Consider the following 25,922-nt stretch of genomic DNA (forward strand, 5'->3'; position numbering starts at 1 on the left):
ACAGGGCGCCTCAGGATCAGAAGTCCACATTCACCGAAACCCACAGCCGCCGAGGCTCTTGGTTGATGGCATAGAGATTGGTGTAGGAAATCTCGTTCGTGCTCGTATTGCTGACATAGGGCTCGTACTTCACGAAGTCCTTGTCGAGCAGATTGTAGATCGTGGCATTGAACGACACGGCTTCGCTTACGGCATATGATCCGCCCATATGGAACACTTCATAGGCCTTGTAGTCGCCATAGGCGTCTCTCGCCGAATTGTTCCCGCGCCGGTCAGGACTGCGGAACCGTGAGCTGCGATACTCGCCCCGCAGCCAGAGGGAGAGCTTGTCCGTCGCATTCCAGCGCAGGTTTCCATTCAGCATATGCTCTGGTGTGTCGCTGAGCGGCAACCCTTTCTGGCTTCCGCTTTTCTGCTCACTATCCGTATAGGTATAGTTTCCGCGCAGAGACCAGTCCTCCAGGAAGGCCCAACGGAAGCTTGCTTCCACGCCCTGCGTCACGGCCTCGTCCACATTTACCGTCTGGGCATAGCTTTCCACAGCCGGCCAGTATCCATAATCAGCGCAATCCGGAAATGCGGTCTGGCCGGCCTCATACTCATCTTCCGTCAGGCCGAAGGAACAATTGTCCAAGGGTCTACCGGTGGCGATCTTGTCTTCGAATTTGTTGTGGAAGACCGTGACATCAGCCCGGAAATTATCGCGATTATCATAGAAGACTGCGACTTCCGTACTTGTGCTGGTTTCCGGTTTCAGGGATGGCGTACCGATGACCGGGCGCGTGCCCTGGCCGGTAAAGCCCGTAATACCTTCGGCGATCTGGTCGAGACGCGGGGTCTTGAAGCCCTGGCTGACACCGCCTTTCACAGTCCAGCGATCAGAGACGTTCCAGACGCCATAAACACGAGGGCTCAAATGGTCTCCGAACTGACTATGGTCATCAAAGCGTGCGCCATAGGTCAGATTGAAAGTCGGTACGATCTGCCAGGTATCTTCCGCAAAGAGGGCCCATTGCTCATGCGTGTAGGGTTCGGGCGCGACGCCGTCCACCATCTCTGCATCCCAATACTGGCCACCCAGCGCGAAGGTGTGATTGCCCCATTGAGAGAAGAACTTTGTGTCGAACACAGTATTGGTCGACACCAGTTCGCGCGGGTCTCCGGCAACCCGGTCCGTGCCCGGCACATCACTGGGCAGGATGCGCCCAACAGTCTCGCGTTCACCGCGTGAAAGCGTGCTTTGCAACTCGCCGAAGGAGAGGCGCCAATTGTGCGCCAGAACCAGCTCTTCCTGATTGAACTCCAGCTCTTCGGCATAGCCACGCGTACCAATTGTCCCGAGCTGGGCCTGGGAGTTGTCATACCATTGTTCGGTCACATCATAGTCGATCATGATGTCATGGTTGGCATTCGGCGTGATGCTGAGGCGCCCACCGAGAGACCAGATCTCATTTTCGACCGGGCTGGGGCCGCGCTTGCTGATCTCGATGGGATCACCGTTTTCATCCCTATAGCTAAGATCAGACGCTTCGCGCGTCTGATAGCGGCCTCGCACGGCCAGGCCGACCAAGTCTTTCACCAAGGGGCCATTTGCGTAGAGGTTCGTGCCATAGATGTTGCCGAAATCATCATCAGACTGAAGCGTCGCATCGGCAGAGACAGAGCCGCCCCATTTGGTGCCAACCTTGCGCGTGATGACATTGACGACACCGCCCATGGCATCTGACCCGTAAAGCGTGGAGACGGGCCCGCGAACCACCTCGATCCGCTCAATCGCCGACATCGGCGGAATGAAGCTGGAGGAAGTAGAGCCAAAGCCGTTTGGCGTGATGGACCCTGCTGCATTCTGTCGCCGGCCATCCACCAGCACCAGCGTATAGTCGCTCGGCATTCCGCGAATCGAGATTTCCAGTCCGCCGGTCTTGCCAACAGAACTTCCGACGTCGACCCCTTCGACATTGGAAATGGCTTCCGCCAGGCTTTGATAGCGGCCTTCTTCCAGCTCCTCACGCGACATCATGGAGATGGATGCCGGTGCCTGCTGGATCAGCTGTTCAAAGCCGGCCGCTGTGACGACCACATCGCGCAGGCGCATTTCCTCTTCGGATTCGTCGCCCTGTGCCGCCGGAGCATCAATCTGTTCCTGTGCCCAGGCCGGAGAGCCAAATGCGGCACTTGTGAAGATCACGCCTGCCAATGCGGTTTGCCCCATAAATGATCTCATTCCCGAACCTTCCATTTTGCGAATGATTTTCAGTCTCGCTATTGAGACTGCTCGCAAAGGTCAACCGGTAATGAAACTCATTTGCAATTTGGTCGCACCTGTCTGCTCTATTTCACAAGCATCCAGATCGCCATCGCCACCATCATGATATTCTCGGTCAGCGATACGAAGCCGAGGGGTACATTGCTGTCGCCCCCGACACAGGCGCATTTCAGGTCCCGCTTCTCGATGTAGACGGCGCGATAGACAGACACAGCGCCTATCCCCCCGATCACCAGCGCAACCGGCGCAGCAAGATAGATCAGTGCACCCGCGATCATCAGAACGCCCGCCAGCAATTCAGCGAAGGGATAGATATAGGCGTAGCGCACCCATTTCCGCGCCAGCAGGTCATAGCCGAGGAAACTGTTCGTGAAGCTCTCCAGGTCGCGCAGTTTCTGAATGGCCAACACACACATGCTGATCGCGATGAACCATTCCGCCGCGCGCACAGTTAGCAGGCTGCCATAGGCGGCCCAACTTGTAGCCAGCGCCATCAGCGCAGCCGACGCAAAGATCGCAATGACAGGCGTGTAGGTCTTCTCGTCCTTGTCCTTTGTCTTCCTGCCGAAATGGGCCTGCAGATCGTCATACCCGCCGATGCGCTTGCCATCGATGAAAGTCTGCGGCGTTGTTTTGACGTCATGCTCTTGCTTGAAGGCATCTGTTTCCTCGCGCGAGGTGAGGAGATGGTCATCGACCTCATAGCCCTCCCGCCGAAGGAGCGCGCGGCTCTTCAGCCCGAATGGACAGATATGGGAGGGCATTTTCATCCGGTAGAGATGAGCAATCGGTTTGGTCGTGGACATGGGAAACTCCAATTGTGGACGTCTGACCTTGTCTATATAACCCCCGTACCATGGTACGGTTGCAAGACGATCTTCAGATTCCCATTGGAAAGCTGGCCGAAGCTGGCGGCGTTGGTGTGGAAACCGTCCGCTACTATCAGCGTCAGGGCCTGATGCCGCTGCCGGAACGCCCGCAAGGCAGTGGCACGTCAGGCGGCATCCGCCAGTATGGCCGCGCAGATGTGGAGCGCCTTCGGTTCATACGGTCGGCGCAGGCCGCCGGGTTCACGTTGAAGCAAATCGCCCGCCTGATCGAACTCGACGCCATGACAGACCGCACCGAAGCCAGACAAATGGCAACAGAGCGCCTCAAGGCGCTGGATGCCCAGATCAAGGAATTGCAGCGGGCCCGGGCATCCTTGAAGCGGCTTGCGGAAGAATGCGCCCAGGAGGATGGCGGCGCATGCCCCATCCTGAAGGCGTTCGAGGCCTAGACCTTGCCGGTGCGAATGGCCTGCAACACGGACAGGCGCTTTTGCACCGGGTTCGGATTGCGCCCTTCGATGTAGTGCTTGCGCAGGCGGAAATGCGCGATCGCCGGACGGATCGGTTTCGGGGCCGGGGGCATGATCGGGCCATAGGCCTTTGAGTCCGACCGGCGAGACGCCGCAAAGAACGGCGCGACTTCCCGAATCTCTTCGCCCCAATCATGTATCGGCGCCAGCACATTGGCCGCCGTCAGGGCCAGCCAGGCTTCTGGTTCCTTGTCGCGGTCGTCTTCCTCAAACGCGGTCTGGTAGCCATCGACCAGGTTTTGCAGGGCGCGCGTCTTCAACCGCCCCGCCATGACCTCCTCCATCAGCGCGCGGGCGACATCATGCTCGCGCACCTTCCCGGCCTCGATCTCGGAAATGGCATCCCGCCACCATTGGAAACGGATCAGGCCCAAGCCTTCTTCCGACACGACAAGCCGCACCCGCGCCAGCTCATAGGCCAGAGCATAGAGCGCGACCAGTGTGTTGCGGAACTCGGCAGGCGCATAGCGACTGGAAATCCAGCGATCCTCGTCCGCACGCAGGATCCGCTTGTCGATGGCGTCCCATTGAGATTTCGAAAGGGGGGTAGTCTTGTTGGACATGCAACCCATATGTGGGAAGACGCGTTATTAGACTAGACACTTTGCTGCAAGAAAGGACGCCCAAATGGCTTTTTCCCTCCCTGATCTCCCATATGCCCGCGATGGCCTCGCTCCGCATATCTCCGAAGAGACCTTGAACTTTCACCACGGCAAGCACCACGCCGCTTACGTCAACAACCTGAACGGCCTGATCGAAGGCACCGACATGGCCGACGATTCGCTGGAAACGATCGTGAAGAAAGCCGCCGCTGACAGCTCCAAGGCCGGCCTCTTCAACAATGCGGCCCAGGTCTGGAACCACACCTTCTATTGGCACTCCATGAAACCGGGCGGTGGCGGCAAGCCGCACGGCAAGGTGGCTGAGCTGATCGACCGCGATCTCGGCGGTTATGACGAATTCGTCAAAGCCTTCAAAGGCGCTGGTGGCGGACAGTTCGGCTCCGGCTGGGCATGGCTGGTCTACAAGGATGGCAAGCTGTCCATCGCGAAGACTCCAAACGCCGAAACCCCGCTGACCGATGACGCGGCCACCCCGATCCTGACTATGGATGTCTGGGAGCACGCCTATTATCTGGACTATCAGAATAGCCGTCCGAACTATATGGACGCCTTCCTGAATAACCTTGTGAACTGGGATTTTGCCAACCAGAATCTCGCTGACGCAGGCGCCTGATTTCAAAATAGCCCCCTCATCCTGGCGATGAGGGGGCTTTTTTACGCTCCAAAGCAAATACGTTTCCAGCAGCCGGATATAAGCGGCTGGACCAACGCTTCCCCACCCTACCTTGTCCGCGCGCTCAGCAACGAGCGCTGACAAACCGGCGGTATCCGAAAAGCTGAACCGCCCCCCTTCCATTTATCCACAGTTTGGCTTATGTGCAGCGCAACACGACGCTCCGGGCAATGGAATCGCCCGGCCTGCTGAATGCGCACTGAGGCGCTGAATGCAGGAATTGCGGCCAGAGGGGCCGCTCGGGTTTAAAAAAGATACCATTCCGGGAACGATAGATTTGACCGAGATTACATTCGCAGACCTTGGCCTAGGGCCAAACGTACTGAAAGCCGTCACTGAGGCTGGCTACACACACCCCACTCCAATTCAGGCAGAAGCCATTCCGCACGTCATTGCGGGCGGGGATGTCACGGGCGTAGCCCAGACCGGCACCGGCAAGACGGCCGCCTTTGTGCTGCCAATGATCCACCGCCTGGCCCGTGGTCGTGCCCGCGCACGCATGCCGCGCTGCCTGATCCTCTGCCCGACGCGCGAACTCGCTGCTCAGGTGGCGGAACAATTCGAGAAATACGGCAAGTATCTGAAGCTCACCATGGCGCTGCTGATCGGCGGCGTAAGCTTCAAGGAACAGGAAGTTCTGCTGCAACGCGGCGTAGACGTTCTGATCGCAACCCCCGGCCGCCTGATGGACCAGTTCGAGCGCGGCAAGCTGCTGCTCATGGGCGTCGACTATCTCATCATTGATGAGGCCGACCGCATGCTGGACATGGGCTTCATCCCGGATATCGAAAAGATCTGCAGCCTGCTGCCGCCGCGCCGCCAGACCCTGCTCTTCTCGGCCACCATGCCGCCGGAAATCGCGAACCTCGCCAAGAAGTTCCAGAACAGCCCGAAGAAGATCGAAGTGTCCCGTCCGGCGCAAACTGCCGAGACGATCACACAACACGTTGTCAAACTGCCGAACAACAGCGCCAAGGCAAAACGCACGGCCCTGCGCCGCGTGATCGAAGCCTGCGATGTTCAGAACGGCATTGTCTTCTGTAACCGGAAGGTAGAAGTCGACATCGTCGCCGCCTCGCTGTCCAAGCACGGCCATGACGCCGCCGCCATCCATGGCGACCTGCCCCAGGCTGTCCGCAGCGAAGTGCTGCAGAAATTCCGCGATGGTGACCTGACCCTGCTGGTTGGCTCTGATGTTGCCGCCCGCGGTCTCGACATTCCCGAAGTGTCCCACGTCTTCAACTATGCGCCTCCGCCAAAGGATGAAGACTATGTGCACCGCATCGGCCGCACAGGCCGCGCAGGCCGCAAGGGCGAAGCCTACACACTCGTCTCGCCAGATGATGAAAAGTCCTGGGGTTTTGTCCTCAAGATGATCCAGCAGGATGTGGAAGAGTTCATGCCGGAAGGCCTGCTCGAAGAGATCGAAAATCTGCCCCCGGAAGAAAGCCGCAGCCGTGGCCGCCGGGGTTCGCGCAGCAATGATCGCAGCGAGCGCTCCTCGCGCGGCAGCCGCTCGCGCACGCGTCGCACGGAAGAAAGCGACGCTGCCACCGAAGCCGAGACCGCTAACGCACCAGACGAAAAAGAGGCCAAGGCCGAAAAGCCTGCCAAGGAAGACAAGCCCGCCAAGGCCAAGAAAGCCGACAAGCCAGCGAAGTCTGACGAGGCCAGTTCAGAAAAGCCAAAGCGTGAGCGTAAGCCGAAGCGCGAAAAAGATCGCAAGCGCAAGGATGATGATCTGGTGCTGGATCCGGCCCCGGACAATGTCAAAGGTTTTGGCGACGACATCCCGGCCTTCCTGCGCCGCTAGTCCGTCTTCGGAAAAATCAGTTCAACAACAAGGCCTGGCGCAGTGTCCTTAAGGGACAATTCTGCGTCATGGCGGGCGGCGATGCTGCGCACCAGGCTGAGCCCAAGTCCACTTCCCCGGGTGCTGCGGCTTGTGTCCATCCGCCGGAAGGGTTTCAGCATGTCCGCCTGGTTGGCCCTTGGTATGCCGGGCCCGTTATCGGATACGCCGCATACCGCTGCATCGGCCTCTCTCCGCAGGAACACTTCAATCTCGGCGCCCGCTCCGGCATGGCGCACAGCATTCTCCAGAAGGTTCGAAAAAAGCTGCACCAGCAGGTTTTGATCGCCGGAGACCGTCACGCCGGGCGTGATATCAGCAGACATGACCTGCCCGGCCTCTTCGGCCACGGGCGCATAGGTTTCGGCCAAAGTCTCCAGAAGCTTGCTTAAATCTACCCGGTCAGCGCGTACTTCCGCACTGCCGGATTCGAGCTCCCCGATCCTCAGCAGAGCTGAGAAAGTGGAAAGGATATTATCCAGCTCTGCAATCGCCTTCTCGCACTTTTCCCGCGCTGCGGCTCCGGACTGTTGCGCTGCGAGGCTTTCCAGCGTCTGGCGCAAATGCCCCAGCGGCGTGCGCAAATCATGCGCGATGCTCGCTGAGTTGTGGCGGACATCATCCAGCAGGATTTCAATCTGCTCCAGCATCCGGTTCACTGTGTCTGCCAGAGGCCTCAGATCCTCGCCCATTCCTTCTGTTGGCATGCGAACAGACAGGTCGCCCTCACCTACACGCGCAGCAAAAGTATTAAAGCGCTTGAGACGCGCTAGGAACCGCTGGCTGATCAGCAGACCGGCCACGGAGCTGAGCAGCACAATCCCGGCAATCGCCAGAGCCAGAAAGTGCCGGAAAGCGCGGGAAAATTCATACTGACCACGGGCCTCCGCCCCAACCCCCAGCCAATAGTCATCTTCCAGTCTGACCGTGTTCAGAATGATGTCCGGTCGGCTGTCCCGTGTCAGGCGGCTCCAGCCAGCCTGCTTTGGCAGCTCAATGCGGTCGAAGATGCGCCGCCCGTTTGGTGCCTCGACCACATACAGCATGCGTGGGCTCGGGGTGCGCTCCACACGTTCGCGTATGTCGTGCACCAATTCGTCAATGCCCTGGTCCTGATAGTCCCCCATAAGGTGGCTTGTCTCTGTCCGAATATACTCCTTCAGCTGACGCTCCATGCCATCGCGCACACCATAATACAGGAATGCGCCCATGATGGACGACAGCAGCGCAAACAACAGCGCCGCGCCAAGCGCGTAACGAAACTGCGCGGTTCTAAGAAGCCGGGGCGTCTGCATCTGCAATCATGTACCCTGCGCCACGTATGGTCTGGATCAATTCTCTGCCGAACGGCTTGTCCACTTTGCTCCGTAAGCGGCTGATATGTGTTTCCACGATATTCGTCTTTGGGTCAAAATGGAAATCCCATACATTCTCCAGCAGCATCGTACGCGTCACCACCTGCCCCTTGGAACGCATCAGATATTCCAGCAGGCGAAACTCTGTCGGCTGCAGGCCTATCTCTTCTCCATCGCGCTTTACACGGCGCCCCAGCAAATCCATTTCAAGATCCGCCACCTTCAGGGCTGTCTCTTGCGCCTCTCGCGCCGGCCGCCGCGCGACGGCGCCGATACGCGCCTTCAGCTCTGAGAAGGCAAATGGCTTCACCAGATAATCATCAGCAATCTCAAGGCCTTCAACGCGACTCTCGATGCTGGAAACTGCCGTCAGAAAAATGGCCGGCGTTGTATCACCGCCCGCTCTCAGCATTGTCAGCAATTTGTAACCGTCGAGGCCTGGCAACATGCGATCAATAATCAGGATGTCATACCCGGCATCCGTCGCCATCATCAGGCCGTCCTGCCCGGTGGCGGCATGGTCTGCCATCCAGCCGCTCTCTTTCAGGCCGCGCAGAACATAGTCCGCCGTTTCGGCATCATCTTCGATCAGCAAGATACGCACAGTCCAGCCCTCAGACAGCAGCCCCCGCTGGCACAAGGCCAGCAGGAACTGTAATGACATCAATCATCCAGATCTTCGCGGGACCCGATGACGTCTCCAGTCTCGGCGTTTACCCGCACATCATAGACTTTACCATCTGCCAGAATGTTCACTTCATACTCCGGCGTGAAGCTGTCATCCTCGATCTGGGCTTCGAAGGCCTTGCCGCCCTGATGTGTTTCCGCAGCCTGGATCGCCTCAATCAATGTGATCTTGGCCGCTTCCATGGCGCGGGCATCTTCGCGGTCAGCATGGGCAAATCCGGTTGCGGCTCCGCCCAGAACGACAGCGGCAGCAAGTGTTTTCTTCATATGTTCCATAACGGTATCTCCTTCTTTGCAGGCCACGTCTGCGTGGCATGAATATAGGAATACACACCCCCACCTTGGAGTGATGTGACCAGAACTATACGAAATCCCAATGTTTCGGTTCCGCGCATGAAAAGACCCGCCAGGTATGCTGACGGGTCTTTGACGTTCTAGCTGACGATACCTAGCGCTTGACGCGCCCCTTCACCTGCTTGCGGAACTTGTCCGTATAGGGCGGGCGCATCATGGCCAGCATCTCGCTACCCGTTTGCGTATAGACCGATTTTCTGTGGCTGAACTCATAGAAGCCTTCACGGCCATGATAGCTGCCCATACCCGAAGGGCCGACACCGCCAAAGGGCAAATCTTCCTGCGCAACATGGAAGATCACATCATTCACCGTCACGCCGCCTGACGTCGTATTGTTCAACACGAAGTCTTTCTCAGCGGCATCTTCACCAAAATAGTAAAGCCCCAGCGGGCGGGGATGGCCGTTGATATATGCCACCGCATCCTTTGTTTCCCCATAGGATTTGATCGGCAGGATCGGTCCGAAGATTTCATCCTGCATCACTTTCAGATCATCGCTAGGGTCCACAATAATGTGCGGCGGGATCTTGTGATGCGGCTGCTGAGAGAAATTCTCGCCCGTCGGGTTCAGCTCGATCACCTCGGTGCCCTTGTCGCGGGCTTCCTCAATATAGCTCATGATCCTGTCATAATGGCGCTGGTTCACGACAGACGTATAATCGGCATTGTCTTTCAGACCGGTCGGGAACATCGCCTCCACCGCCTTGGTCGCCGCGCCGACAAACTCCGCCTTCTTTTCCTGCGGAACGAAGGCATAGTCCGGGGCCAGACAGATCTGTCCGGCATTCAGCGTCTTGCCCGCCATGATGCGGTTGGCGGCTTTCTGCATGTCGGCAGACCGGCCCAGCACAACCGGGCTCTTCCCGCCAAGCTCCAGTGTCAGTGGCACCAGATTGTCCGCTGCCGCACGCATGACATGGTGCGCAATCGAGGTCGCGCCCGTGAAGATCATGTGATCGAAGGCCAGCTTCGAAAACTCGGCGCCAATTTCAGGCCCGCCCGTAACGACCGCGACTTCTTCTTCATCATAATATTGCGCGAGTAGCTTCTTCATCAGCTCGGATGTCGCCTCGGTAAATTCCGATGGCTTGATCATGGTGCGGTTGCCCGCCGCGAAGACACCGGCCAGCGGTGCAAAGGTCAGATTTACCGGGAAATTCCAGGGGCTGATCACGCCGATCACGCCTTTGGGCTGGTACCGGATTTCCGATTTGGAACCGAGAAGGCCCAGCGGGAACTCCGCCTTGCGCTTCTCGGGGCGCATCCATTTGGCGACATTCTTTTTGGCAAACTTCAGCGCACCGATGGATCCGGCGATATCCGTGAAGGCGGACTGGTCCATAGAGCGGTGACCGAAATCCTCGCTCATCGCTTCGCTCAGCGCATCGCCATGCGTCACCAAAAGGTCGATGGACCGGTCCAGCCACTCGATCCGCTTGGCTGCAGAGGGGATCCCATCCCGAATATGGGCTGCCTTCTGCTTTGCCAGTATTTCGCTCATTCCCGGGCTAGACGCGTTGTCCAGAGCCATTGTTTCTCTCCCTTATCGTGTTCCTCAAGGATGAAGGTAACGCGTAATGAGCGGTGAACAAAATAAAAAACATTTCCGCTGGGTCAGGCGTTCACAAGGCCGCGCAAGTGAATAAGGTGGCCGCATAAACACATTAGAGGGAGCCGCGCCGCATGGCCTACGAGAAGATTTCCTATGAACTGAAGGGCGATATCGCCATCATCAAGTTCAATGACCCGAAAACACTGAATGCCTGCGGTGTGGATACGGCCCAGGAAATGCTGCATGCCTTCGAGGTCGCTGCGGATGAAGCCCGCTGCACCATCCTGACCGGTGAAGGCCGCGGCTTCTGCTCCGGTGCCAATCTTGGCCCGGGCGGCCTGACGACCAAGCTGAGCCATGAAGGGTCCAAGCCGGATGCCGGCCGCGCCCTGACCACACATTACAATCCGCTGGTTCAGGCCATTCGGGAACATCCGCACCCCGTGATTACCGCCGTGAACGGGGCCGCTGCCGGTGTCGGCTGCTCCCTCGCTCTGATCGGGGATATCGTTCTGTGCGGCAAGAGCGCCTATTTCCTTCAGGCTTTCCGCCGTATCGGCCTGGTGCCCGATGGTGGCTCCACCTGGCTTCTTGCCCGTACGATTGGCCGTGTACGCGCAATGGAGATGGCCCTGTTCGGAGACAAGGTGCCCGCTGAAACCGCTATGGAATGGGGCATGGTCAACCGCATCGTGGAAGATGACCAACTCATGGAAACCGCCATGGAAATGGCGGACAAGCTGGCCAAGGGCCCGACGGTGGCCCTCTCCATGGCACGCAGCCTGATCTGGAGCGCCTGCGAGAATGATTTCGATGAGGCGATCTATGATGAGCGTCTTGCTCAGCGTACGGCAGGCCGCACGGAAGACTTCAAGGAAGGCGTCAGCGCGTTCCTTCAGAAACGGCCCGCCGAGTTTAAGGGAAAGTAAACTTTAAGTATATTTTCTACCACCCTGTTTCCCTTAAGAATTGAGTAATGCCTTTGATTTATTCCCTCCAAAACTGGAGTGGGGATAACTCGTGATAAATACAGATTACCGCTTGATTCATTTCAATTGCGCCCGCCCATTCGGCGAGTTCAATTTCGAAAATGAATTCGTGCGCGTATTCATGGCGATCCTGCCCCGTATTTTCGCCGATGCCGAGCAATTCGAAGGCTTGCGCTGGCACGCTCATGGCGTGCGTCGACCGGACGGAGAATGGCGCGGCATGACGAATGCGCTGCCGCACCCTGAAGGCATGGGTATGCCTGAGATCTGCACCATGGCGGTATGGACCGGCATAGAGGCGCTGAAGGAATTCAGCTATTCCGGCCGCACGCATCCGCCCGGAATGCGCCGCCTCGCGACCCAGCTGGACCGTAGCCATGGCGCCAGCTTTGTCCTTTGGTGGGCGCCGCGCAGTCAGTCCTTTACGCTTGAGGATGGCTGGAACAAGCTGATGCACCTGCGCAAGCACGGTCCGACCGACGAAGCCTTCACGTTGGACCACCTCAAAGCCCAGCCGGCAGCGGCATGATGCTGACACGCCGCCAGACATTTGCCGCCATCGCTGCCAGCCTGATGCTTGCCGCCTGCGCGTCTACCCCGCCGCCGGTCACCAACACGATCTATCTGGTACGCCACGCCGAGAAGCAATCGGGCGACGACCCGGCTCTCACCCTGATTGGCCGTACGCGCGCAGACATCCTGGCGCAGGAATTGTCAGACGCGAACCTCACCGCCATCTATTCCACAGCTTACAAGCGCACCCGCCAGACCGCCGCCCCAACGGCGCGCGCACAGAATCTGGATGTGTTCGAATATGATCCGCGCAATCTGGAAAGCTTTGCAGCCCAGCTGCGCGCCACGCCGGGTAACATCCTGGTTGTCGGCCACTCAAATACGACGCCTGAACTGGTAAAGCTGCTGGGCGGCAAGCCCGGTGCGCCAATTGATGAGGCGGCCGAATATGACCGGCTATATGTTCTGACGGCGGACGGACGCAAGTTCCGGACAGAGCTGCGCCGCTACGGAAACTGACGCCTAGTTCTTCTTGGCGGCCCGCGCGACGGCCAAAGCCCGCCTGCCCCAGTCACTCGCCAAATCGGGATCATCCAGCGCCGCATCCGGTATGCGAACATAGCCCATATCGACCTGCTTGCCATCGCCGGGCCGGGTCCAGATGAAAGGCACGCCGCCCTCATCTTCAAGGGCAGCGCGCAAGTCAGGATCGGTTTTCAGATAGATTGTTTCATCATCCAGCAGGGCGAACATCACCCCCTCCAGGAACACGCCTGCCCCGCCAAACATGCGCCGCACGCGTACAGGCCCCATGGGCCCGAACACTTCCGCGACAAACTCATGAAAGGGATCGGGCGGCTTGGGCATGGCTCACACGGCAGGCCGGCCCAGCCGGTAAACGCCTTTGAAAACATCAGGGTCCTCCACCGGCTTGCCTTTGCGATAGATCAGAACGATCCCTGCCTTGTGCAGGCGGATCGCCTCCGCGCGGACATCTTTCAGCACACGTTGGAAGTTCTTCTCACTGACGGCGCGGGCCGCCTGCTCCGCGCTGATCGACTTTCCGGGACCAGCGGCCTCGGTCAGCTCCAAAATCGCCTCGCGGACGGGGTTTGTGGATGGCTCGCTCATACGCGGGGCGCCTCTTTCAGATAATCAACAAGATCGGCGAAGTTCTCCGGAAATACCGGGTCCGGCAAGGCACGAATGTCAGCAGGCGAAAGCCAGGCGGTCTCCGCGATCATCTCCTGCTCGACCGGCTCCCAGCGGGACCGGTCGATTTCAGCGCCTTCCGTGCGCAGGCAGAAATAGCGCTCGTCTGCCTCCACCCGGTTGCCGGAGGGGCCGGTGAAGATGGTATGGCGGCGGAGCACCTCGGCCGAAAGGTCGCCGGTCAGACCCGTTTCCTCAAGCAGTTCGCGGCGCGCGGCCTGCTCGAAGGTCTCGCCCTCGTCCACCGCGCCGCCGGGCGTTGCCCAGAAGGTGCGGTCCGGAAAGCGGAAACGGAACAGCAGCGCCCGGCCCGCCGCATCAAGAATGACAAGGCGGGCGCTGGGCCTTTGTTGCGGCGGGGGGACATCAGGCAACGTCATGATGGGGCGCCCGATAAAGTCCTGATACAACGCCCCGGCGGGGGAGTACACATGCTTGAAGCTGGCCCAGGACTGCGCCTGCGCCGAACCTGCTGCGAGAAGCGCAAGGAAGACTACAGCAAAAGAAAGCCTGACACGGATCACCAGTCCACTGCCGCATAGACCAGCTGCTGCAGTTGCGGCCGGATCGGATAGGTGCCGGACGGGATCATCTGGGTCGCCTGAATGGCAATCATCTCTTCCACCGGATCAATCCAGAAGAAAGTGGAGGCAAGCCCGCCCCAGCTGAAATTGCCCTGGCTGGAAGGCTGCATGGACGCGACCGGGTCCACCAGCACAGAGCCGCCAAGGCCAAAGCCATTGCCTTCCATCCGCGCTTCAGAGAACGTCTTGTCGCCCATATCCTTGATCGTCCGGCCATCGGGCAGATGGTTCTGGCGCATGAACTCCCATGTCTTGGGGCTGATGATGCGGGCATCATCCAGCGTGCCGCCGCGCATCAGCATCAGGCAGAAGCGGTGATAGTCGCGAACCGTGGACACCAGACCGCCGCCGGCATTCAGCAGCGTCGGCCGCTTGCTGTACAGTTTTGACGCGGCGCCCGCTCCGTCAGACTCCGTCACCTCTCCGGTGATGGGATGCTTGCTGTAACAAGCCATCAGCCGGTCGATCTTGTCTTCCGGCACCCAGAAGTCGGTATCTTCCATGCCCAGCGGGCCAAAGATACGTTCCCGGAAGAACTCATCCAGAGGCTGTCCTGACACGATCTCCACAATAGCGCCCAGCACATCAATGGAGTGACCATAGCACCAGCGCTCTCCCGGAGAGAATGCCAGCGGCAGGCCCGCAATCCGCTTGCTCATCTCCAGCAGGGTTTCCCGGGTTTCGGAGATCTTGTGCTTGCGATAAATCGCGTCTGTCTCGTCCTGCATCAGGAAGCCATACGGAATGCCGGATGTGTGCGTGAACAGGTCCAGCACGGTCATCTCACGGTCAGGCTTGCGCGTCGTATAGTCTTCGCGGTTGCCGCTATTGAACACCTGCGTGTCGGCAAACTCCGGAATGTAGCGGCTCACCTCATGGTCCAGGCGCAGCTTGCCTTCCTCGAACAGCATCATTGCCGCCAACGACGTGACAGGCTTGGTCATGGAATAGATACGGAAGATCGTGTCCGGACCAATTGGCTTGTCACCGCCCAGTTCCGTCGCACCGGAATAGTCTTCCAGCGCCACTTCGCCGCCACGGGATACAAGCGTCGCCACACAGGGCAGCTTGCCGGTGTCGAGATAGTTCTCCTGGAAATATTCCGGAATGGCATCCAGACGGTCGGCATTCAGGCCCACATCATGCGGGTCCGTCAAATCGTGTTCGAACATTAGTGCGCGTTTCCTATTATACCAGATATATGTGTTATGACTTCAGCGGGCGTGAGGGTGAAGATACCTGCTTCTCCAGCATCGACCGCGTTCTTCCAAGTCGTGTAGCCGCCAGTATAGTCAGGCGCCAGAGAGGCACCTGACGATTCCAGCTCCAGCAGCGCCGGGCGCAATGCCGCTTCGCTGAAAGGAAGATGGTGAATGACTTGGCCATAGCCAGTCGGCGGCAAACCGATAATGGAAACACTCACTGCCGTGAGGCCGTCCGGACCGACCGGTCCGAATGGTTCTACATCGCCGATGATAATACGCGCGGTGTCTGCCGGCGCATCGGCAAAGGTCCAGACTTGGCCACGTTCCAGCACGACAGGGTCGGCATCCGCAACACCGGCGCCGAACATTTCAAAGAGAACCAACAGCAAGCGTTTCATTAGCCCTTACAGCTTTCCTGCTTTCGCCGCGCGGGCCAGTTCCCGCGCGATGATGATTTGCTGGATCTGGCTGGTGCCTTCATAGAGGCGGAAGATGCGGACGTCGCGGTAGAAGCGCTCAATGCCATAGTCGGAGACGTACCCCGCCCCGCCAAATACCTGCACCGCGCGATCCGCCACGCGGCCACACGCCTCTGTCGCGAACAGTTTCGTGGCTGAGGCGAGCATGGTGACATCTTCGCCTGCATCGCGGCGGCGGGCGGCATCCAGGATCATGCATTCGGCGGCATAGGTTTCCGCCTGGCTGTCGGCGATCATCGCCTGGATCATCTGGTGGTTCATGATCGCCGTGCCGAACTGTTTACGCTCCAGCGCATAATTCACCATCTCGCGGATCAGGCGCTTGGAGACACCGGTCGCCACAGCAGAGATGTGCAGGCGGCCCTTGTCCAGCACGCTCATCGCCACCTTGAAGCCTTCGCCTTCCTTGCCAATCATGTTCTCGGCCGGCACGCGGGCGTCCTCGAAGATCACGTCACAAATGTGCGCACCCTGCTGACCCATCTTCTTTTCCGGCACACCGACCGTCACTCCAGGCGTATCGCGTTCAACCACGAAGGCCGAGACGCCTTTTGCGCCGGGTGTATCCGGATCGGTCCGCGCCATCACGGTGAAGAGGTCCGCCTTGTTGGCATTGGTGATGTAGCGCTTGGTGCCGTTCAGCACATAATGGTCGCCATCGCGGATTGCCTTGGTGGTCAGGCTGCCGGCATCGGATCCTGCCTCCGGCTCGGTCAGCGCGAAGCTGGCGATCAGATCCCCGCTGGCAATGCCGGGCAGCCACTTTTCCTTCTGCGCGTCCGTACCGAACAGAACCAGCGCCTGGCTGCCGATCCCGATATTCGTGCCCGCCACGCTGCGGAAGGCCGGAGAGGTCTGGCCCAGCTCCATCGCCACCAGCGCCTCGGTCTCCATGTCCAGCGCCAGGCCGCCATATTCTTCCGGCACGGCAATGCCGAACAGGCCGAGATTCTTCATCTCATCGACCACATCCTGCGGCACTTCATCCTCATCGCCGACCTTGGCCTCGATAGGCACGCATTTCTCGGTTACGAACCGGCGCACCTGCTCGATTAGCGCCGCGCGGATCTCGGCATCAAAAGCCATGTAATTTCCTCCGGTAATGTCTTATCGCGTCCAATCTATGCCCCTAGGGCACGCTTGTCGAAGGGTGACTGTGCGATATCGTGTGACAAAATCTGCAAGGAGGGCCCATGACCACTGAAATCGTGAAGGAAGGGGAGTTTGCCGGCTGGCAAACCTGGCCAAATGAGCCATTCGAATATGATTCAGCTGGTCCGTTCTATTTCAGAACTGACGAGAAAGGCCCGGTCGCCGCTTTCCGCGCCCAACGCAAGCACATGAATGCTGGCGGCGTCATGCATGGTGGCTGCCTGATGACCTTCGCGGACTACTCCCTCTTCGCCATCGCGCATGAGGGCATGGAGGGCGAATACGGCCTGACGGTCGCCTTCACGTCAGAGTTTCTCGATGGGGCATTGGAAGGCGAATACATCGAGGCCCGCGGAGACCTGCTGCGCAAAGGCCGCTCGCTGATGTTCGTCAGAGGCATCATCACGGCGAATGGCCGCCCCGTCCTGAACTTCTCCGGCACAATCAAGAAAAAGAGGAAACAGCCATCATGACCCAGCCCCCCTATCAGGAACTATCGCGGTCCATCAAAGGCAAGACCGCGCTCATCACCGGCGCCGCCAGCGGCATGGGCCGGGCGACCGCGCACTTGTTCGCCCGCGAAGGCGCCAATGTTATCGTCACGGACCTGAAGCAGGAAAATGTCGACATCGTCGTGGACGAGATCAAGGCTGCGGGCATTGACCATGTCAAAGGCTGGGCGATGGATGTCGGAGATGCAGACGCCATCAAGCGCGTCGTGGATGAGGCCGCCGCCCATTTCGGCGGGCTGGAAATCCTCGTCAACAATGCCGGCTTTGCGAAGATGGCAGATGTGGCAGAGGAGTCCTATGAAGACAGCTGGGGCCCCAGCATCAATGTCATGCTGACCAGCCATCAGCGCGCCATCCGCGCGGCCCTGCCCTATATGCGCAAGGCCGGGTTTGGCCGCATCGTGAACATCGCCTCCACCGAGGGTCTGGGCGCGACGCCCGGCAACAGCCCCTACGTTGCCGCCAAGCATGGCGTCATCGGCCTGACCCGCGGCCTCGCCGTGGATCTTGGCCGCGAAGGCATCACGGTGAACTGCATCTGTCCCGGCCCGGTCAAGACAGGCATCACCGCCGGCATTCCGGACGAGCACAAGGAAATCTACGCCAAGCGCCGCGTGCCGCTCCGGCGCTATGGCATTCCGGAAGAGGTCGCCAACATCACCCTGTCCCTCGTCCTGCCCGCCGCCAGCTTCCTGACCGGCGTACATATTCCGGTCGATGGCGGACTGACGATCAAGAACGCGTAAGGCCTAGTTGCCTGAGGCCTCAAAGGCCGCTTCCAGATCGCTCTGCGTCGCCTCGTTCAGGGCTGCGCAGAGCGTGATGCTCTCTTCCGTTTCGGCCAGCGCGCGTTCATAGCCTTCGGCCAGGTCGCCATATTCAGCGAACAGATCAATCAGCTCCCCGGTCCGCGCCATGTCGCAGAAATTCTGCCCCAGGCGCGGCGCGCGGCGACGCCATTGTGTGGGGATTGAATCCAGGAAGGCGGGCATATTCTCCTGAACCCAGGCCCATGTGGCGTCCTGTGTCTCCGCATTGGCCATCTGCATAATGGCCAGCGTATAGGTTTCGCGGGGGCCGAGTTCCGCGCTCTCGATCAAGTCCAGAACCCTGGCGGACTCTTCCGGGCTTTTCACCGTGCCGAGGGCATTGACAACAGCCTGGGCAAACACCGGGTCATCAATTTCATCCTTTGCCACCAATACACGGTCCAGCATGTCCGGTCCGCCATCGGCCAGCGCGACGGCCAGCGCCGGGAAGTACTCATCACTGGACAGTCCCGTCTGTGTATCCAGATAGGTTTCCACGGATGCCGTCAGCCGTGCACGGACCTCTTCATCATTCAGCTTGATGGCGGCGAACCGGTCTAGCCGCGCGGACATCTCCGCATCACCGCCCTCCGCGTCCAGCACGCTGCGGATCTTCGCGACCACAGCCTGTGCCCGCGCCCGGGCGGCGGCCTCCGCCGGTGTCCCTTTCACCCGCTCCAGCAAGTCACCATAATAATCCAGCGCCAGATTGGCCGCCTGATTGCCGGACTGTTCCGCCCCTGCATCCAGAATATCCAGCAGGCGTGCAGCCTCTAGATTTCCAGCCTCGAATGCCGCGATGGCACTGTCCAGCGCCGACAGAACTTCCGTCTCCGGCATCGCCGCGAATGAGCCGCGCAGCGCATCCCACTCATCCGCACCCAGGGTGAAGCGGTAATACCCGACACCGCCCGCATTGGGATGAACCACATCCGGGCACGCTCCCTCTGGCATGGACAGCGCCAGCGTCTTCTCGCGCGTTTTCAGCATCGTGCAGGTGCGGCCATGCTCGTCGCCGTCCTGCCAGGCGATGCAAACCGGAATGGTCCAGCGCGTCCCCGGCTCGATGGAAGAGCCAAGTGGGCGATACCGCGTCTGCGACAGCGCCACTTTCGCGTCCTGAGATGTACACTGAAGGTCTGCCGACACGACCGGAACGCCCTGCTGCAGAACGAAACTGTCAAACGCTTCCGTCAGGTCCGGAGAGCCGACATCCTTGCCAATCACGCGGAAGAAATCGTCACTGTCGGCCACGCCATCGGCAAAGCGGGCAATATACTCGCCAAGCGCCGGGCGGAACACGTCCGGGAGGAAATAGGAATCCGCCATGTTGATAACGCCGAGGCTCTTATTGTACGTGATCGAATCATAGGCGTTGCGAATATCCTCATTGCGCAGGATCGGCTCCTGAATGGCGCGCACACTGGCCAGGCTGTCCAGTCGCATTGCGCCAATCGCATCGGCCACCGCCTGCACTTCATGGCCCTCATCCGGCTCCATCTGCGACAGCGCCATGGCCTCGCCCCAAGTCGCAAAGCCCTCTTTCAGCCACAGCCCGTTCCACCAGGGCGGCGTTACCAGATCCCCAAACCACATATGCGCCGTCTCATGCGCGTGGATGGATTTCAGGCTGCGCAGGAAGGCCGGGCCGGAATTTTCGTTCGCCAGAATGCGGCTTTCCCGATAGGTGATCGCCGCCGCCAGCTCCGTTGCGCCAGACGGCCATTGCGGCGCGGCGACGATATCCAGCTTCTCATAGGGATAGGGCTGCTGCAGGGACTCTTCGAACGTCTGCACCAGGTCTGGCGTCATCTTCAGGATGTAGTCCAGCTCCGCGCCCTTGCCCTTCCGGGCATAGCCAGTCAGCGGAATGGCCTTTGCGCGAACGGAGTTGGGCGGCAGCATGCCTGCATCCACCTTGTCGAAATTGCCGACCGCGACCGACAGCAGATAGGTCGACAGCGGACGCGTCCGCGCGAAAGTGATCAGCTCCTTGCCCGCGCCAACATTCTCGCGTGAGACTTCCGGCGTATTGGCAATCGCCACCATGCCGGCCGGAACCGTGAACTGCATGTCGAATGGCGCCTTGAAGCCCGGCTCGTCAAAGCTCGGCAGGAAACGCCGCGCCTGAATGCTTTCGCTCTTGGCCAGCGCATAGGCCTCGCCCTTTTCGTCGACCCGGAACAGGCCAGCCAGATTGGCGTCAAAAGCGGCGTCATATTCGATATCCATCGTCAGATAGCCGGGCTTCAGACGGCGCGGAAAGCCGACGCGCACGACGCCCGTGCTCAGCACTTCATTCCAGGTCGCGGGCTGGCTCTCTCCGCCGGACGTGACCGTCACCTTGGTCACGTTCAGATCATCGCCATGCATCCAGATGCCGGTGGCCGCTGTCTCCAGCTTGATCTCGATGGAGACCTTGCCGGAAAAGCGCTGCTCGCGCGGGTCCAAATCCAGCGCCACGCGATACAGCTGTGGCTGGGCGTTCCCGGCCAGCTGTCCCTTGGGCGCAACCGCCTGCAATTCTTCCAGGCTCGCCGGGCTGGTGGTCACGCCCCATTGAGAATGACTGCCACAGGCGGCCAACAATGAACCGAGGCCAAGCACCAGAAAAGACAGGAAGAATGTCCGCATGAATCGCTCCAGAAAGTGTCCTGAGATCATGCATATCGCATCAATCCCGTAATGGCACCCATCCTCTGGGATTCATGGCATTCCGGCAGACCCTCGCCCGGTTATCCCGCAAAGCCTCTGGCCTTCATCGCCTCAAACCAGCGCCCCAGATGCTCGTGTTCTTTCGTCGGTGCCCATTTCATTACGCGGCAGAAGCCACAGGTGATGAAAAGCGTGATGTCGGCAATGGAAAAGCGGTCTGCCGCCAGGAATTCATGATCGGCCAGATGCGCATTGATGCGCTCGGCCATCTTCTTGGCATTCTTCTCACCCTTGGCGGCGGCCTCTGCGCTTTGCGGCACTTCCAGCGGGGCCATCATCTCGTGCGCATTGCGGAACCAGGTGGCGAACTGGATGAAGAACATCATCTCGACGCGGCGGTCCCACATCTCGATCAGCGCCTTCTCCTTCGCGTCCGCGCCCATCAAATTCGGATCAGGGAACACATTTTCGAAATAGGTACAGATCGCCCGGCTTTCGGTGATCTTCGTGCCATCATCCAGAACCAGCGCCGGCACCTGGGCAAACGGAGACACGTCGCGATATTGCGGCGTCTTGTGCTCCTGCTTCATGATGGAGACCTCTTCCAGGTCCAGCGCGTCCAGCTTGCCCTTGGCACGCAGGAAAAAGGTGACCCGGTCCGGATTGGGGGCGCCTGGCGTGTGGTAAAGTTTCATGGGGTTTCCTCCTAAAATCTTTTTCTCATACCCAGCGTCGCGTTCAGAGGCTCGCCAGGGAAATAGCGGTCATTGCCGAAGGCAAGGTCAGCCCGGTCGGCATAGCGTTCATCGGTCAGATTGCGCACGATCAGGAACACCTCCGCCGTATCGCTGAAGGCCCAGCTGCCGCGCGCACCCAGCACCGTATGACCGGAATAGATCGTCGTGTTCGCCGGGTCGACATAATACTCGCCGACATGGTCCACATTCAGCGACAGCTTGACGGCCTCGGTGGCCTGCCAGTCCAGCGAGACATTGGCCAGCCATTCCGGCGCTGTGTCGATCTTGTTGCCATCGCGGATGGTTTCGGTGCCGCTGCCGACAATCCGGTCAAATGTATAGGTCTGATCAGACCAGCTCGCCGCGCCGGAGAGGGAAAGGACAGGCGTCAGCTCAAACGCAGCCGTCACTTCCACACCCTTGTGCGCGGTTGAGCCATCGGTCACGTTCAGGCCATCACTGTCGCGGAAGAAGAAATTTTCCTTGTCCATCCAGTAGGCGGACACATCATAGATCAGCCGGTCCGCCAACGCGCTGCCCCGCGCGCCGATCTCCACACTGTCCAGCGTCTCTTCTTTCACCTGCCCGGCCACTTGCCGGCTTTGCAGGCGGTAGAGATCAGACGCCTGCGGCGCGCGCTGCCCGCGGGCATAGTTCGCATAGAGATCAACGGCATCTGTTACAGACCAGATCACGCCCAGCTTGGGCGTCAGCAGCTCGAAATTGTCCGTCCGGTCAGCGGGCACATTGAAGCGGCCATTGATGCCGGGCGCCACATCGGTGGAATAATCATACTCATGCGCCTCGGCCCGCAGGCCAGCCACGACACGCACATCTTCCGTAAGCGCATAGTCCAGCTCGCCCCACAGCGCGCCCATCAGGGTGTCGACCGTATAGTCGTAATGCTTGCCCTGCGGAAAGCGCGTATCGCCCGGAAAAAAGCCGAACGGCTCCGGCTGGATTTCCTTCAGCCAGCCACTCGCCACATCCACATCTGCGCCGATCCGCCAGGTCAGCGCGTCTGAGGCCGCCCGCTCATATCGCGCCATCAGGCCGCCGCCGGCAGAGCCATTCTTCTCCACCCCGCCATTCGGCAGGAAGTGCTGCGCGAATGTCATGGCCTGTATGTGTGCATAGGGCGTCAGCGCCAGCTCGCCGCCTGCCAGCTCCCTTGAGAGCCGCGCCCCGGCCCGCGCAGACCAGGCATCGCGATAGGCCTCCGGGTTCGGATTGCTCTTGGCGATGTCCTCATCCTTGTAGGCATCCTTGCCCTGGATGAAGCCCGCCGTTTCCTGATTGAGGTTTGACGCCGTCAGCCATGCGGTCGTGTCCCAGGTGCCCAGGGTCCAGTCGCTCATCAGGGTCAGCTTCTGCTGGTCGAGGCCGGTATCGTCCCGCCAGCCGAGATCCTTCTGCAGCGACAGCGCCGCCAGCCAATGCTCGCCCTCGTCCAGCGTCACGTCCCCGCGCCAGCGCCCCAGCGTGCCATAGCTCGCCACAGCCTCGCTGCCCTGGCCCACTTCCGGCAGGATCACATTGATCAGTCCGTGTACGGCATTGGAGCCATATTTCGCGCTGCCCGGCCCGCGCACAACTTCTATCGCGCTTGCCACTTCATGATGCGGCTCCAGCAGGCTGTTTACATTGCCGAAAGCGGGCGAGCGGGTGGGGACACCGTTTTCCAGAATCAGGAAACTGCCCTGCCCGGCCCCGCCGGTCAGCACGGGGCTGCGGATGGCAATCAGATGCTCCTGCCCGGAATTCATCTGCACGTTCACGCCGGGCAACCGGTTCAGGATCTCGGCCGGATGATCGGCATGCACCTCGAACACCGCCTCGGCGTCGAGCGTCGCGACAGAGCCGGGATCATCGCTCTGGCGATCTCCCCAAACCTGCACAGAATCCAGACGCTCCTGCGCAACGGCTGGCAAAGCCATGCCAAGCAGCGCAGCAACCGCGCCTACACCCAAATGCCTCTGAACTCGTCTCATTTTCATATCCCGCACTCGACCTAGTCTAAGACTGTAAGTCTAGGCCTCACCATGCGGGAAGCACGCGGAAAGATCAGCCCGCGCCCCCGGTAAACAGCTGATAAGGCAGCGCGCCGACCACCGCGCCGGAAAGACACGTCGCCAGCGTGCCCGCCAGCAGGGTGCGCCAGGACAGCGATAGAAAGTCATCGCGCCGCGCCGGTTCGACAATGGTCAGGCCGCCAATCAGGATGCCCATGGAGCCGAAATTCGCAAAGCCGCAAATCGCGTGCGCCGTGATCATGCGCGTGCGCGGGTCCATCGCGTCCACCGGCACTTCGGCCAGCTGAAGGAAGGCCACGAATTCAGTCAGCACCGTCTTCACGCCCATCAGGGAGCCGGACTTGGCCGCCTCGTCCAGCGGAACACCGATCATGTACATCAGAGGCGCGAAGATCCAGCCGAGGATACGCTCGATCGACAGCGGCGCGCCGGCCACATGCGGCAGGGCGCCAAGGCCTGCATTGACCAGCCACAGCAGGGCCAGCGCCGCGATCAGCATGGTCGCAATGTTCAGCACGATCTGCAGGCCGTCAGAGGCCCCGCGAGAGAACGCATCCATCGTGGAGGCATAGTTGAAATCCGGCTCTTTCATGCGTTCGGTCGCCGGGGTTGTCTCGGGGATCATGGCCAGCGCCACGGCCACCGCTGCCGGGGCCGCAATGATGGAGGCGGTCAGCAGCTGCGCCAGCGGATTGGCCATCTTGCCTTCCAGGAACGCCCCGTACACGACCAGCACGCTGCCCGCGATGGTCGCAAAGCCCGCCGTCATCATGATCAGCAGCTCAGACCGGGTCATGCCCTTAATATAGGGCCGGATCAGAACCGGCGCCTCGGTCATGCCCATGAACACATTGGCCGATACAGCCAGAGATGTCGCCCCGCCCAGGCCCATGCCTCGCCGGAAGATGAAGGCGAAGCCATTGGTTACCCAGCGCAGGATACGCCAGTGCCACAGAATGGCAGACAGCGCCGCGACGACGATCACAATCGGCAGGATCTGGAAGAAGAATAGGGGCGGCGGCGATCCGCCCATCAGCTGCTCGGCGGCCACATTGTCCCCGACATAGCCGAACACAAAGCTCGTGCCTGCGCGGGTGGCGGCCTGCAGGCCGTCGACCACATCATTCGCCTTGAACAGGATGGCCCGCACAAAGGGAACACCGAACAGGATCAGCGCAAAGGCGAACTGCATCAGCGTCGCCCCGATCACCAGTTTCAGCGGAAACAGTTTGCGCTTTTCCGACAACAGCCAGCAAACGCCATAAATCAGCACGATCCCGATCAGGGCGCGCGCATTGTCCCATCCCCACTCATAACCCGCAATCGAAATCATGTAGCCGATCCCTTCCCCGATTTTGTCACATTAAGGCTTAAACGTGACATCGCCGCAGGGGAAGCACTCTTGTGCGCTACGGGCTGCAACAGGCCAATGGCGCCGCAGACTCTGGCATCTCCTAACATCAATCAAGCTTCTCCCCGCGTGAGGTGGCCGCAGGGGCCAGATGCCGCTTGCACTGCCGCCCGGCCTGCTTCAACTACAGGGCATGGAAAAATTGATCCCCATCGCCGCCCAGATTGCAGAAAAGCTGACAGAGCGCGGCGAAACCGTCGCCATTTCGGAATCCTCTGCGGGCGGGCTCATTTCCGCTGCCCTGCTCGCCGTGCCGGGCGCCTCTTCCTATTATCGCGGCGGCGGCGTCATCTACACGGCCAAGGCTTTCAAGCATCTGCTGGGCCTCAGCCGGGATGATCTGGGAGAGCGTCGCTCCTCGACCGAGCCCTATGCCCGCCTGCTCGCCGGCCGTATTCGTGACCAGCTCAGCGCGGACTGGGGTGTGTGTGAAACCGGCGCGTCAGGCCCCGGCGGCAATATGTATGGCGATGAGGCCGGCCACACCTGTATCGCCGTGATCGGCCCGGGCGGCAGCCGTCATTCCCACACACTGGAAACCGGCCTCACCGACCGCGCCGAAAACATGCGCCTCTTCGCCCAGGAAGCCCTCCAGGCCCTCCTCGGCGCGCTGGGATAAAAGCCCCCCAATCCGTCTGAAAAGGTGCGCGTTCATACTTTGGGGTATGCGTGAGATGGGTGATTTTCTTGAGCGGGGGCTGGAGCTGGCGCGGCGGGCTGTGGTGACGGTGGTCGGGCGGGACAATCTCCAGCTCAACCCGGAGACCATGCCGCGCGCGCGGCGGGCCAGGGCCAATGGCCGGCTCAAACAGATCGAGACAATCGTCCGGCGTCTGATCCTTCTTATGGCGCTTGCCTTGAGGCTGGAGCCGCAAGCCGCGTCTCAGCCGCGCGCACCAAAGGTTGAGC

At 60.1% G+C, this 25,922-nt stretch carries 27 protein-coding genes; 10 read left to right on the forward strand and 17 right to left on the reverse strand.

Going from position 1 to position 25,922, the window contains the following annotated elements; translation table 11 throughout:
• Positions 1-16: 16 nt before the first annotated feature.
• Positions 17-2,224, reverse strand: coding sequence for a TonB-dependent receptor domain-containing protein (locus HY29_RS07705; protein WP_081811278.1), 2,208 nt, complete (start codon positions 2,222-2,224; stop codon positions 17-19).
• Positions 2,225-2,331: 107 nt separating this feature from the next.
• The gene (locus tag HY29_RS07710; RefSeq protein WP_034795029.1) at positions 2,332-3,072 is read right to left on the reverse strand and encodes a glutaredoxin family protein; all 741 of its coding nucleotides are present in this window, start codon (positions 3,070-3,072) and stop codon (positions 2,332-2,334) included.
• A gap of 50 nt (positions 3,073-3,122) precedes the next feature.
• On the opposite strand from HY29_RS07710, the gene HY29_RS07715 reads away from it, so the two are divergent.
• Positions 3,123-3,545, forward strand: a complete 423-nt coding sequence (locus HY29_RS07715) for a MerR family transcriptional regulator (RefSeq protein WP_034795032.1) — start codon at positions 3,123-3,125, stop codon at positions 3,543-3,545.
• On the opposite strand, the gene HY29_RS18375 is transcribed toward HY29_RS07715, so the two are convergent.
• Positions 3,542-4,189 carry a squalene/phytoene synthase family protein gene (locus tag HY29_RS18375; RefSeq protein WP_051601268.1) on the reverse strand — a complete coding sequence of 216 codons (648 nt, stop codon included), beginning with the start codon at positions 4,187-4,189 and terminating at the stop codon, positions 3,542-3,544. The two genes, HY29_RS07715 and HY29_RS18375, sit on opposite strands and share 4 nt — an antisense overlap.
• Positions 4,190-4,253: 64 nt before the next feature.
• Between HY29_RS18375 and HY29_RS07725 the strand changes: the two genes are divergently transcribed.
• The gene (locus HY29_RS07725; protein WP_034795033.1) at positions 4,254-4,862 is read left to right on the forward strand and encodes a superoxide dismutase; all 609 of its coding nucleotides are present in this window, start codon (positions 4,254-4,256) and stop codon (positions 4,860-4,862) included.
• Positions 4,863-5,199: 337 nt separating this feature from the next.
• Positions 5,200-6,735, forward strand: coding sequence for a DEAD/DEAH box helicase (locus HY29_RS07730; RefSeq protein ID WP_034795214.1), 1,536 nt, complete (start codon positions 5,200-5,202; stop codon positions 6,733-6,735).
• On the opposite strand, the gene HY29_RS07735 is transcribed toward HY29_RS07730, so the two are convergent.
• From HY29_RS07735 to HY29_RS07750, 4 genes are all read right to left on the reverse strand, one after another.
• Positions 6,732-8,069: a sensor histidine kinase gene (locus tag HY29_RS07735; RefSeq protein ID WP_034795035.1), complete on the reverse strand. Its 1,338-nt coding sequence runs from the start codon at positions 8,067-8,069 to the stop codon at positions 6,732-6,734. The two genes, HY29_RS07730 and HY29_RS07735, sit on opposite strands and share 4 nt — an antisense overlap.
• The gene (locus tag HY29_RS07740) at positions 8,047-8,733 is read right to left on the reverse strand and encodes a winged helix-turn-helix domain-containing protein (RefSeq protein WP_155838254.1); all 687 of its coding nucleotides are present in this window, start codon (positions 8,731-8,733) and stop codon (positions 8,047-8,049) included. The genes HY29_RS07735 and HY29_RS07740 overlap by 23 nt, the downstream gene beginning before the upstream one ends.
• A gap of 59 nt (positions 8,734-8,792) precedes the next feature.
• The gene (locus HY29_RS07745) at positions 8,793-9,092 is read right to left on the reverse strand and encodes a PepSY domain-containing protein (RefSeq protein WP_034795047.1); all 300 of its coding nucleotides are present in this window, start codon (positions 9,090-9,092) and stop codon (positions 8,793-8,795) included.
• Positions 9,093-9,264: 172 nt separating this feature from the next.
• Positions 9,265-10,701 carry a coniferyl aldehyde dehydrogenase gene (locus tag HY29_RS07750; RefSeq protein ID WP_034795049.1) on the reverse strand — a complete coding sequence of 479 codons (1,437 nt, stop codon included), beginning with the start codon at positions 10,699-10,701 and terminating at the stop codon, positions 9,265-9,267.
• A gap of 152 nt (positions 10,702-10,853) precedes the next feature.
• Between HY29_RS07750 and HY29_RS07755 the strand changes: the two genes are divergently transcribed.
• The 3 genes from HY29_RS07755 to HY29_RS07765 all read left to right on the forward strand — a co-directional run bounded on the left by HY29_RS07755 (position 10,854) and on the right by HY29_RS07765 (position 12,743).
• Positions 10,854-11,651 carry an enoyl-CoA hydratase/isomerase gene (locus HY29_RS07755; protein WP_034795051.1) on the forward strand — a complete coding sequence of 266 codons (798 nt, stop codon included), beginning with the start codon at positions 10,854-10,856 and terminating at the stop codon, positions 11,649-11,651.
• A 91-nt stretch (positions 11,652-11,742) separates the two neighbouring features.
• The gene (locus tag HY29_RS18380; RefSeq protein WP_081811280.1) at positions 11,743-12,240 is read left to right on the forward strand and encodes a DUF3291 domain-containing protein; all 498 of its coding nucleotides are present in this window, start codon (positions 11,743-11,745) and stop codon (positions 12,238-12,240) included.
• The gene (locus HY29_RS07765; RefSeq protein ID WP_034795053.1) at positions 12,237-12,743 is read left to right on the forward strand and encodes a phosphoglycerate mutase family protein; all 507 of its coding nucleotides are present in this window, start codon (positions 12,237-12,239) and stop codon (positions 12,741-12,743) included. Before HY29_RS18380 ends, HY29_RS07765 begins: the two co-directional genes overlap by 4 nt.
• 3 nt (positions 12,744-12,746) lie before the next feature.
• Here HY29_RS07765 and HY29_RS07770 read toward each other — a convergent pair whose 3' ends face one another.
• From HY29_RS07770 to HY29_RS07795, 6 genes are all read right to left on the reverse strand, one after another.
• On the reverse strand, positions 12,747-13,091 hold the full coding sequence (locus tag HY29_RS07770; protein WP_034795055.1) for a TfoX/Sxy family protein: 345 nt from the start codon (positions 13,089-13,091) through the stop codon (positions 12,747-12,749).
• Between the two features lie 3 nt (positions 13,092-13,094).
• Positions 13,095-13,355: a DUF3253 domain-containing protein gene (locus tag HY29_RS07775; RefSeq protein ID WP_034795058.1), complete on the reverse strand. Its 261-nt coding sequence runs from the start codon at positions 13,353-13,355 to the stop codon at positions 13,095-13,097.
• On the reverse strand, positions 13,352-13,816 hold the full coding sequence (locus HY29_RS07780) for an NUDIX hydrolase (RefSeq protein ID WP_034795224.1): 465 nt from the start codon (positions 13,814-13,816) through the stop codon (positions 13,352-13,354). The genes HY29_RS07775 and HY29_RS07780 overlap by 4 nt, the downstream gene beginning before the upstream one ends.
• Positions 13,817-13,956: 140 nt before the next feature.
• Entirely contained in the window at positions 13,957-15,192 is a 1,236-nt protein-coding gene (locus HY29_RS07785) for a serine hydrolase domain-containing protein (RefSeq protein ID WP_034795062.1), read from the reverse strand.
• The gene (locus HY29_RS07790; protein ID WP_034795065.1) at positions 15,192-15,623 is read right to left on the reverse strand and encodes a hypothetical protein; all 432 of its coding nucleotides are present in this window, start codon (positions 15,621-15,623) and stop codon (positions 15,192-15,194) included. The genes HY29_RS07785 and HY29_RS07790 overlap by 1 nt, the downstream gene beginning before the upstream one ends.
• Positions 15,624-15,629: 6 nt before the next feature.
• Positions 15,630-16,790 carry an acyl-CoA dehydrogenase family protein gene (locus tag HY29_RS07795; protein WP_034795068.1) on the reverse strand — a complete coding sequence of 387 codons (1,161 nt, stop codon included), beginning with the start codon at positions 16,788-16,790 and terminating at the stop codon, positions 15,630-15,632.
• 107 nt (positions 16,791-16,897) lie between these two features.
• Here HY29_RS07795 and HY29_RS07800 point away from each other — a divergent pair, with 107 nt between their 5' ends.
• Both HY29_RS07800 and HY29_RS07805 read left to right on the forward strand, forming a co-directional pair.
• A complete protein-coding gene (locus HY29_RS07800) occupies positions 16,898-17,329 on the forward strand; it encodes a PaaI family thioesterase (protein WP_034795072.1) in 432 nt (143 codons plus the stop codon).
• The gene (locus HY29_RS07805) at positions 17,326-18,114 is read left to right on the forward strand and encodes an SDR family NAD(P)-dependent oxidoreductase (RefSeq protein ID WP_034795075.1); all 789 of its coding nucleotides are present in this window, start codon (positions 17,326-17,328) and stop codon (positions 18,112-18,114) included. Before HY29_RS07800 ends, HY29_RS07805 begins: the two co-directional genes overlap by 4 nt.
• Positions 18,115-18,117: 3 nt before the next feature.
• Here HY29_RS07805 and HY29_RS07810 read toward each other — a convergent pair whose 3' ends face one another.
• From HY29_RS07810 to HY29_RS07825, 4 genes are all read right to left on the reverse strand, one after another.
• Positions 18,118-20,811 (reverse strand): M1 family metallopeptidase, encoded by a 2,694-nt coding sequence (locus HY29_RS07810; RefSeq protein ID WP_034795078.1) that lies wholly within the window; start codon positions 20,809-20,811, stop codon positions 18,118-18,120.
• A 101-nt stretch (positions 20,812-20,912) separates the two neighbouring features.
• Complete coding sequence (locus tag HY29_RS07815) at positions 20,913-21,527, reverse strand: glutathione S-transferase family protein (protein WP_034795081.1); 615 nt, start codon at positions 21,525-21,527, stop codon at positions 20,913-20,915.
• Positions 21,528-21,538: 11 nt separating this feature from the next.
• Positions 21,539-23,560 carry a TonB-dependent receptor gene (locus tag HY29_RS07820; protein WP_081811282.1) on the reverse strand — a complete coding sequence of 674 codons (2,022 nt, stop codon included), beginning with the start codon at positions 23,558-23,560 and terminating at the stop codon, positions 21,539-21,541.
• A 73-nt stretch (positions 23,561-23,633) separates the two neighbouring features.
• On the reverse strand, positions 23,634-24,935 hold the full coding sequence (locus HY29_RS07825; protein WP_034795084.1) for a NupC/NupG family nucleoside CNT transporter: 1,302 nt from the start codon (positions 24,933-24,935) through the stop codon (positions 23,634-23,636).
• A 211-nt stretch (positions 24,936-25,146) separates the two neighbouring features.
• Here HY29_RS07825 and HY29_RS07830 point away from each other — a divergent pair, with 211 nt between their 5' ends.
• Positions 25,147-25,632 carry a CinA family protein gene (locus HY29_RS07830; RefSeq protein ID WP_034795227.1) on the forward strand — a complete coding sequence of 162 codons (486 nt, stop codon included), beginning with the start codon at positions 25,147-25,149 and terminating at the stop codon, positions 25,630-25,632.
• Between the two features lie 55 nt (positions 25,633-25,687).
• The coding region (locus HY29_RS07835) for a hypothetical protein (RefSeq protein WP_155838247.1) at positions 25,688-25,922 on the forward strand (235 nt) is incomplete at its 3' end.

Origin of the sequence: Hyphomonas beringensis (assembly GCF_000682755.1) — a bacterium.
Lineage (GTDB): Bacteria > Pseudomonadota > Alphaproteobacteria > Caulobacterales > Hyphomonadaceae > Hyphomonas > Hyphomonas beringensis.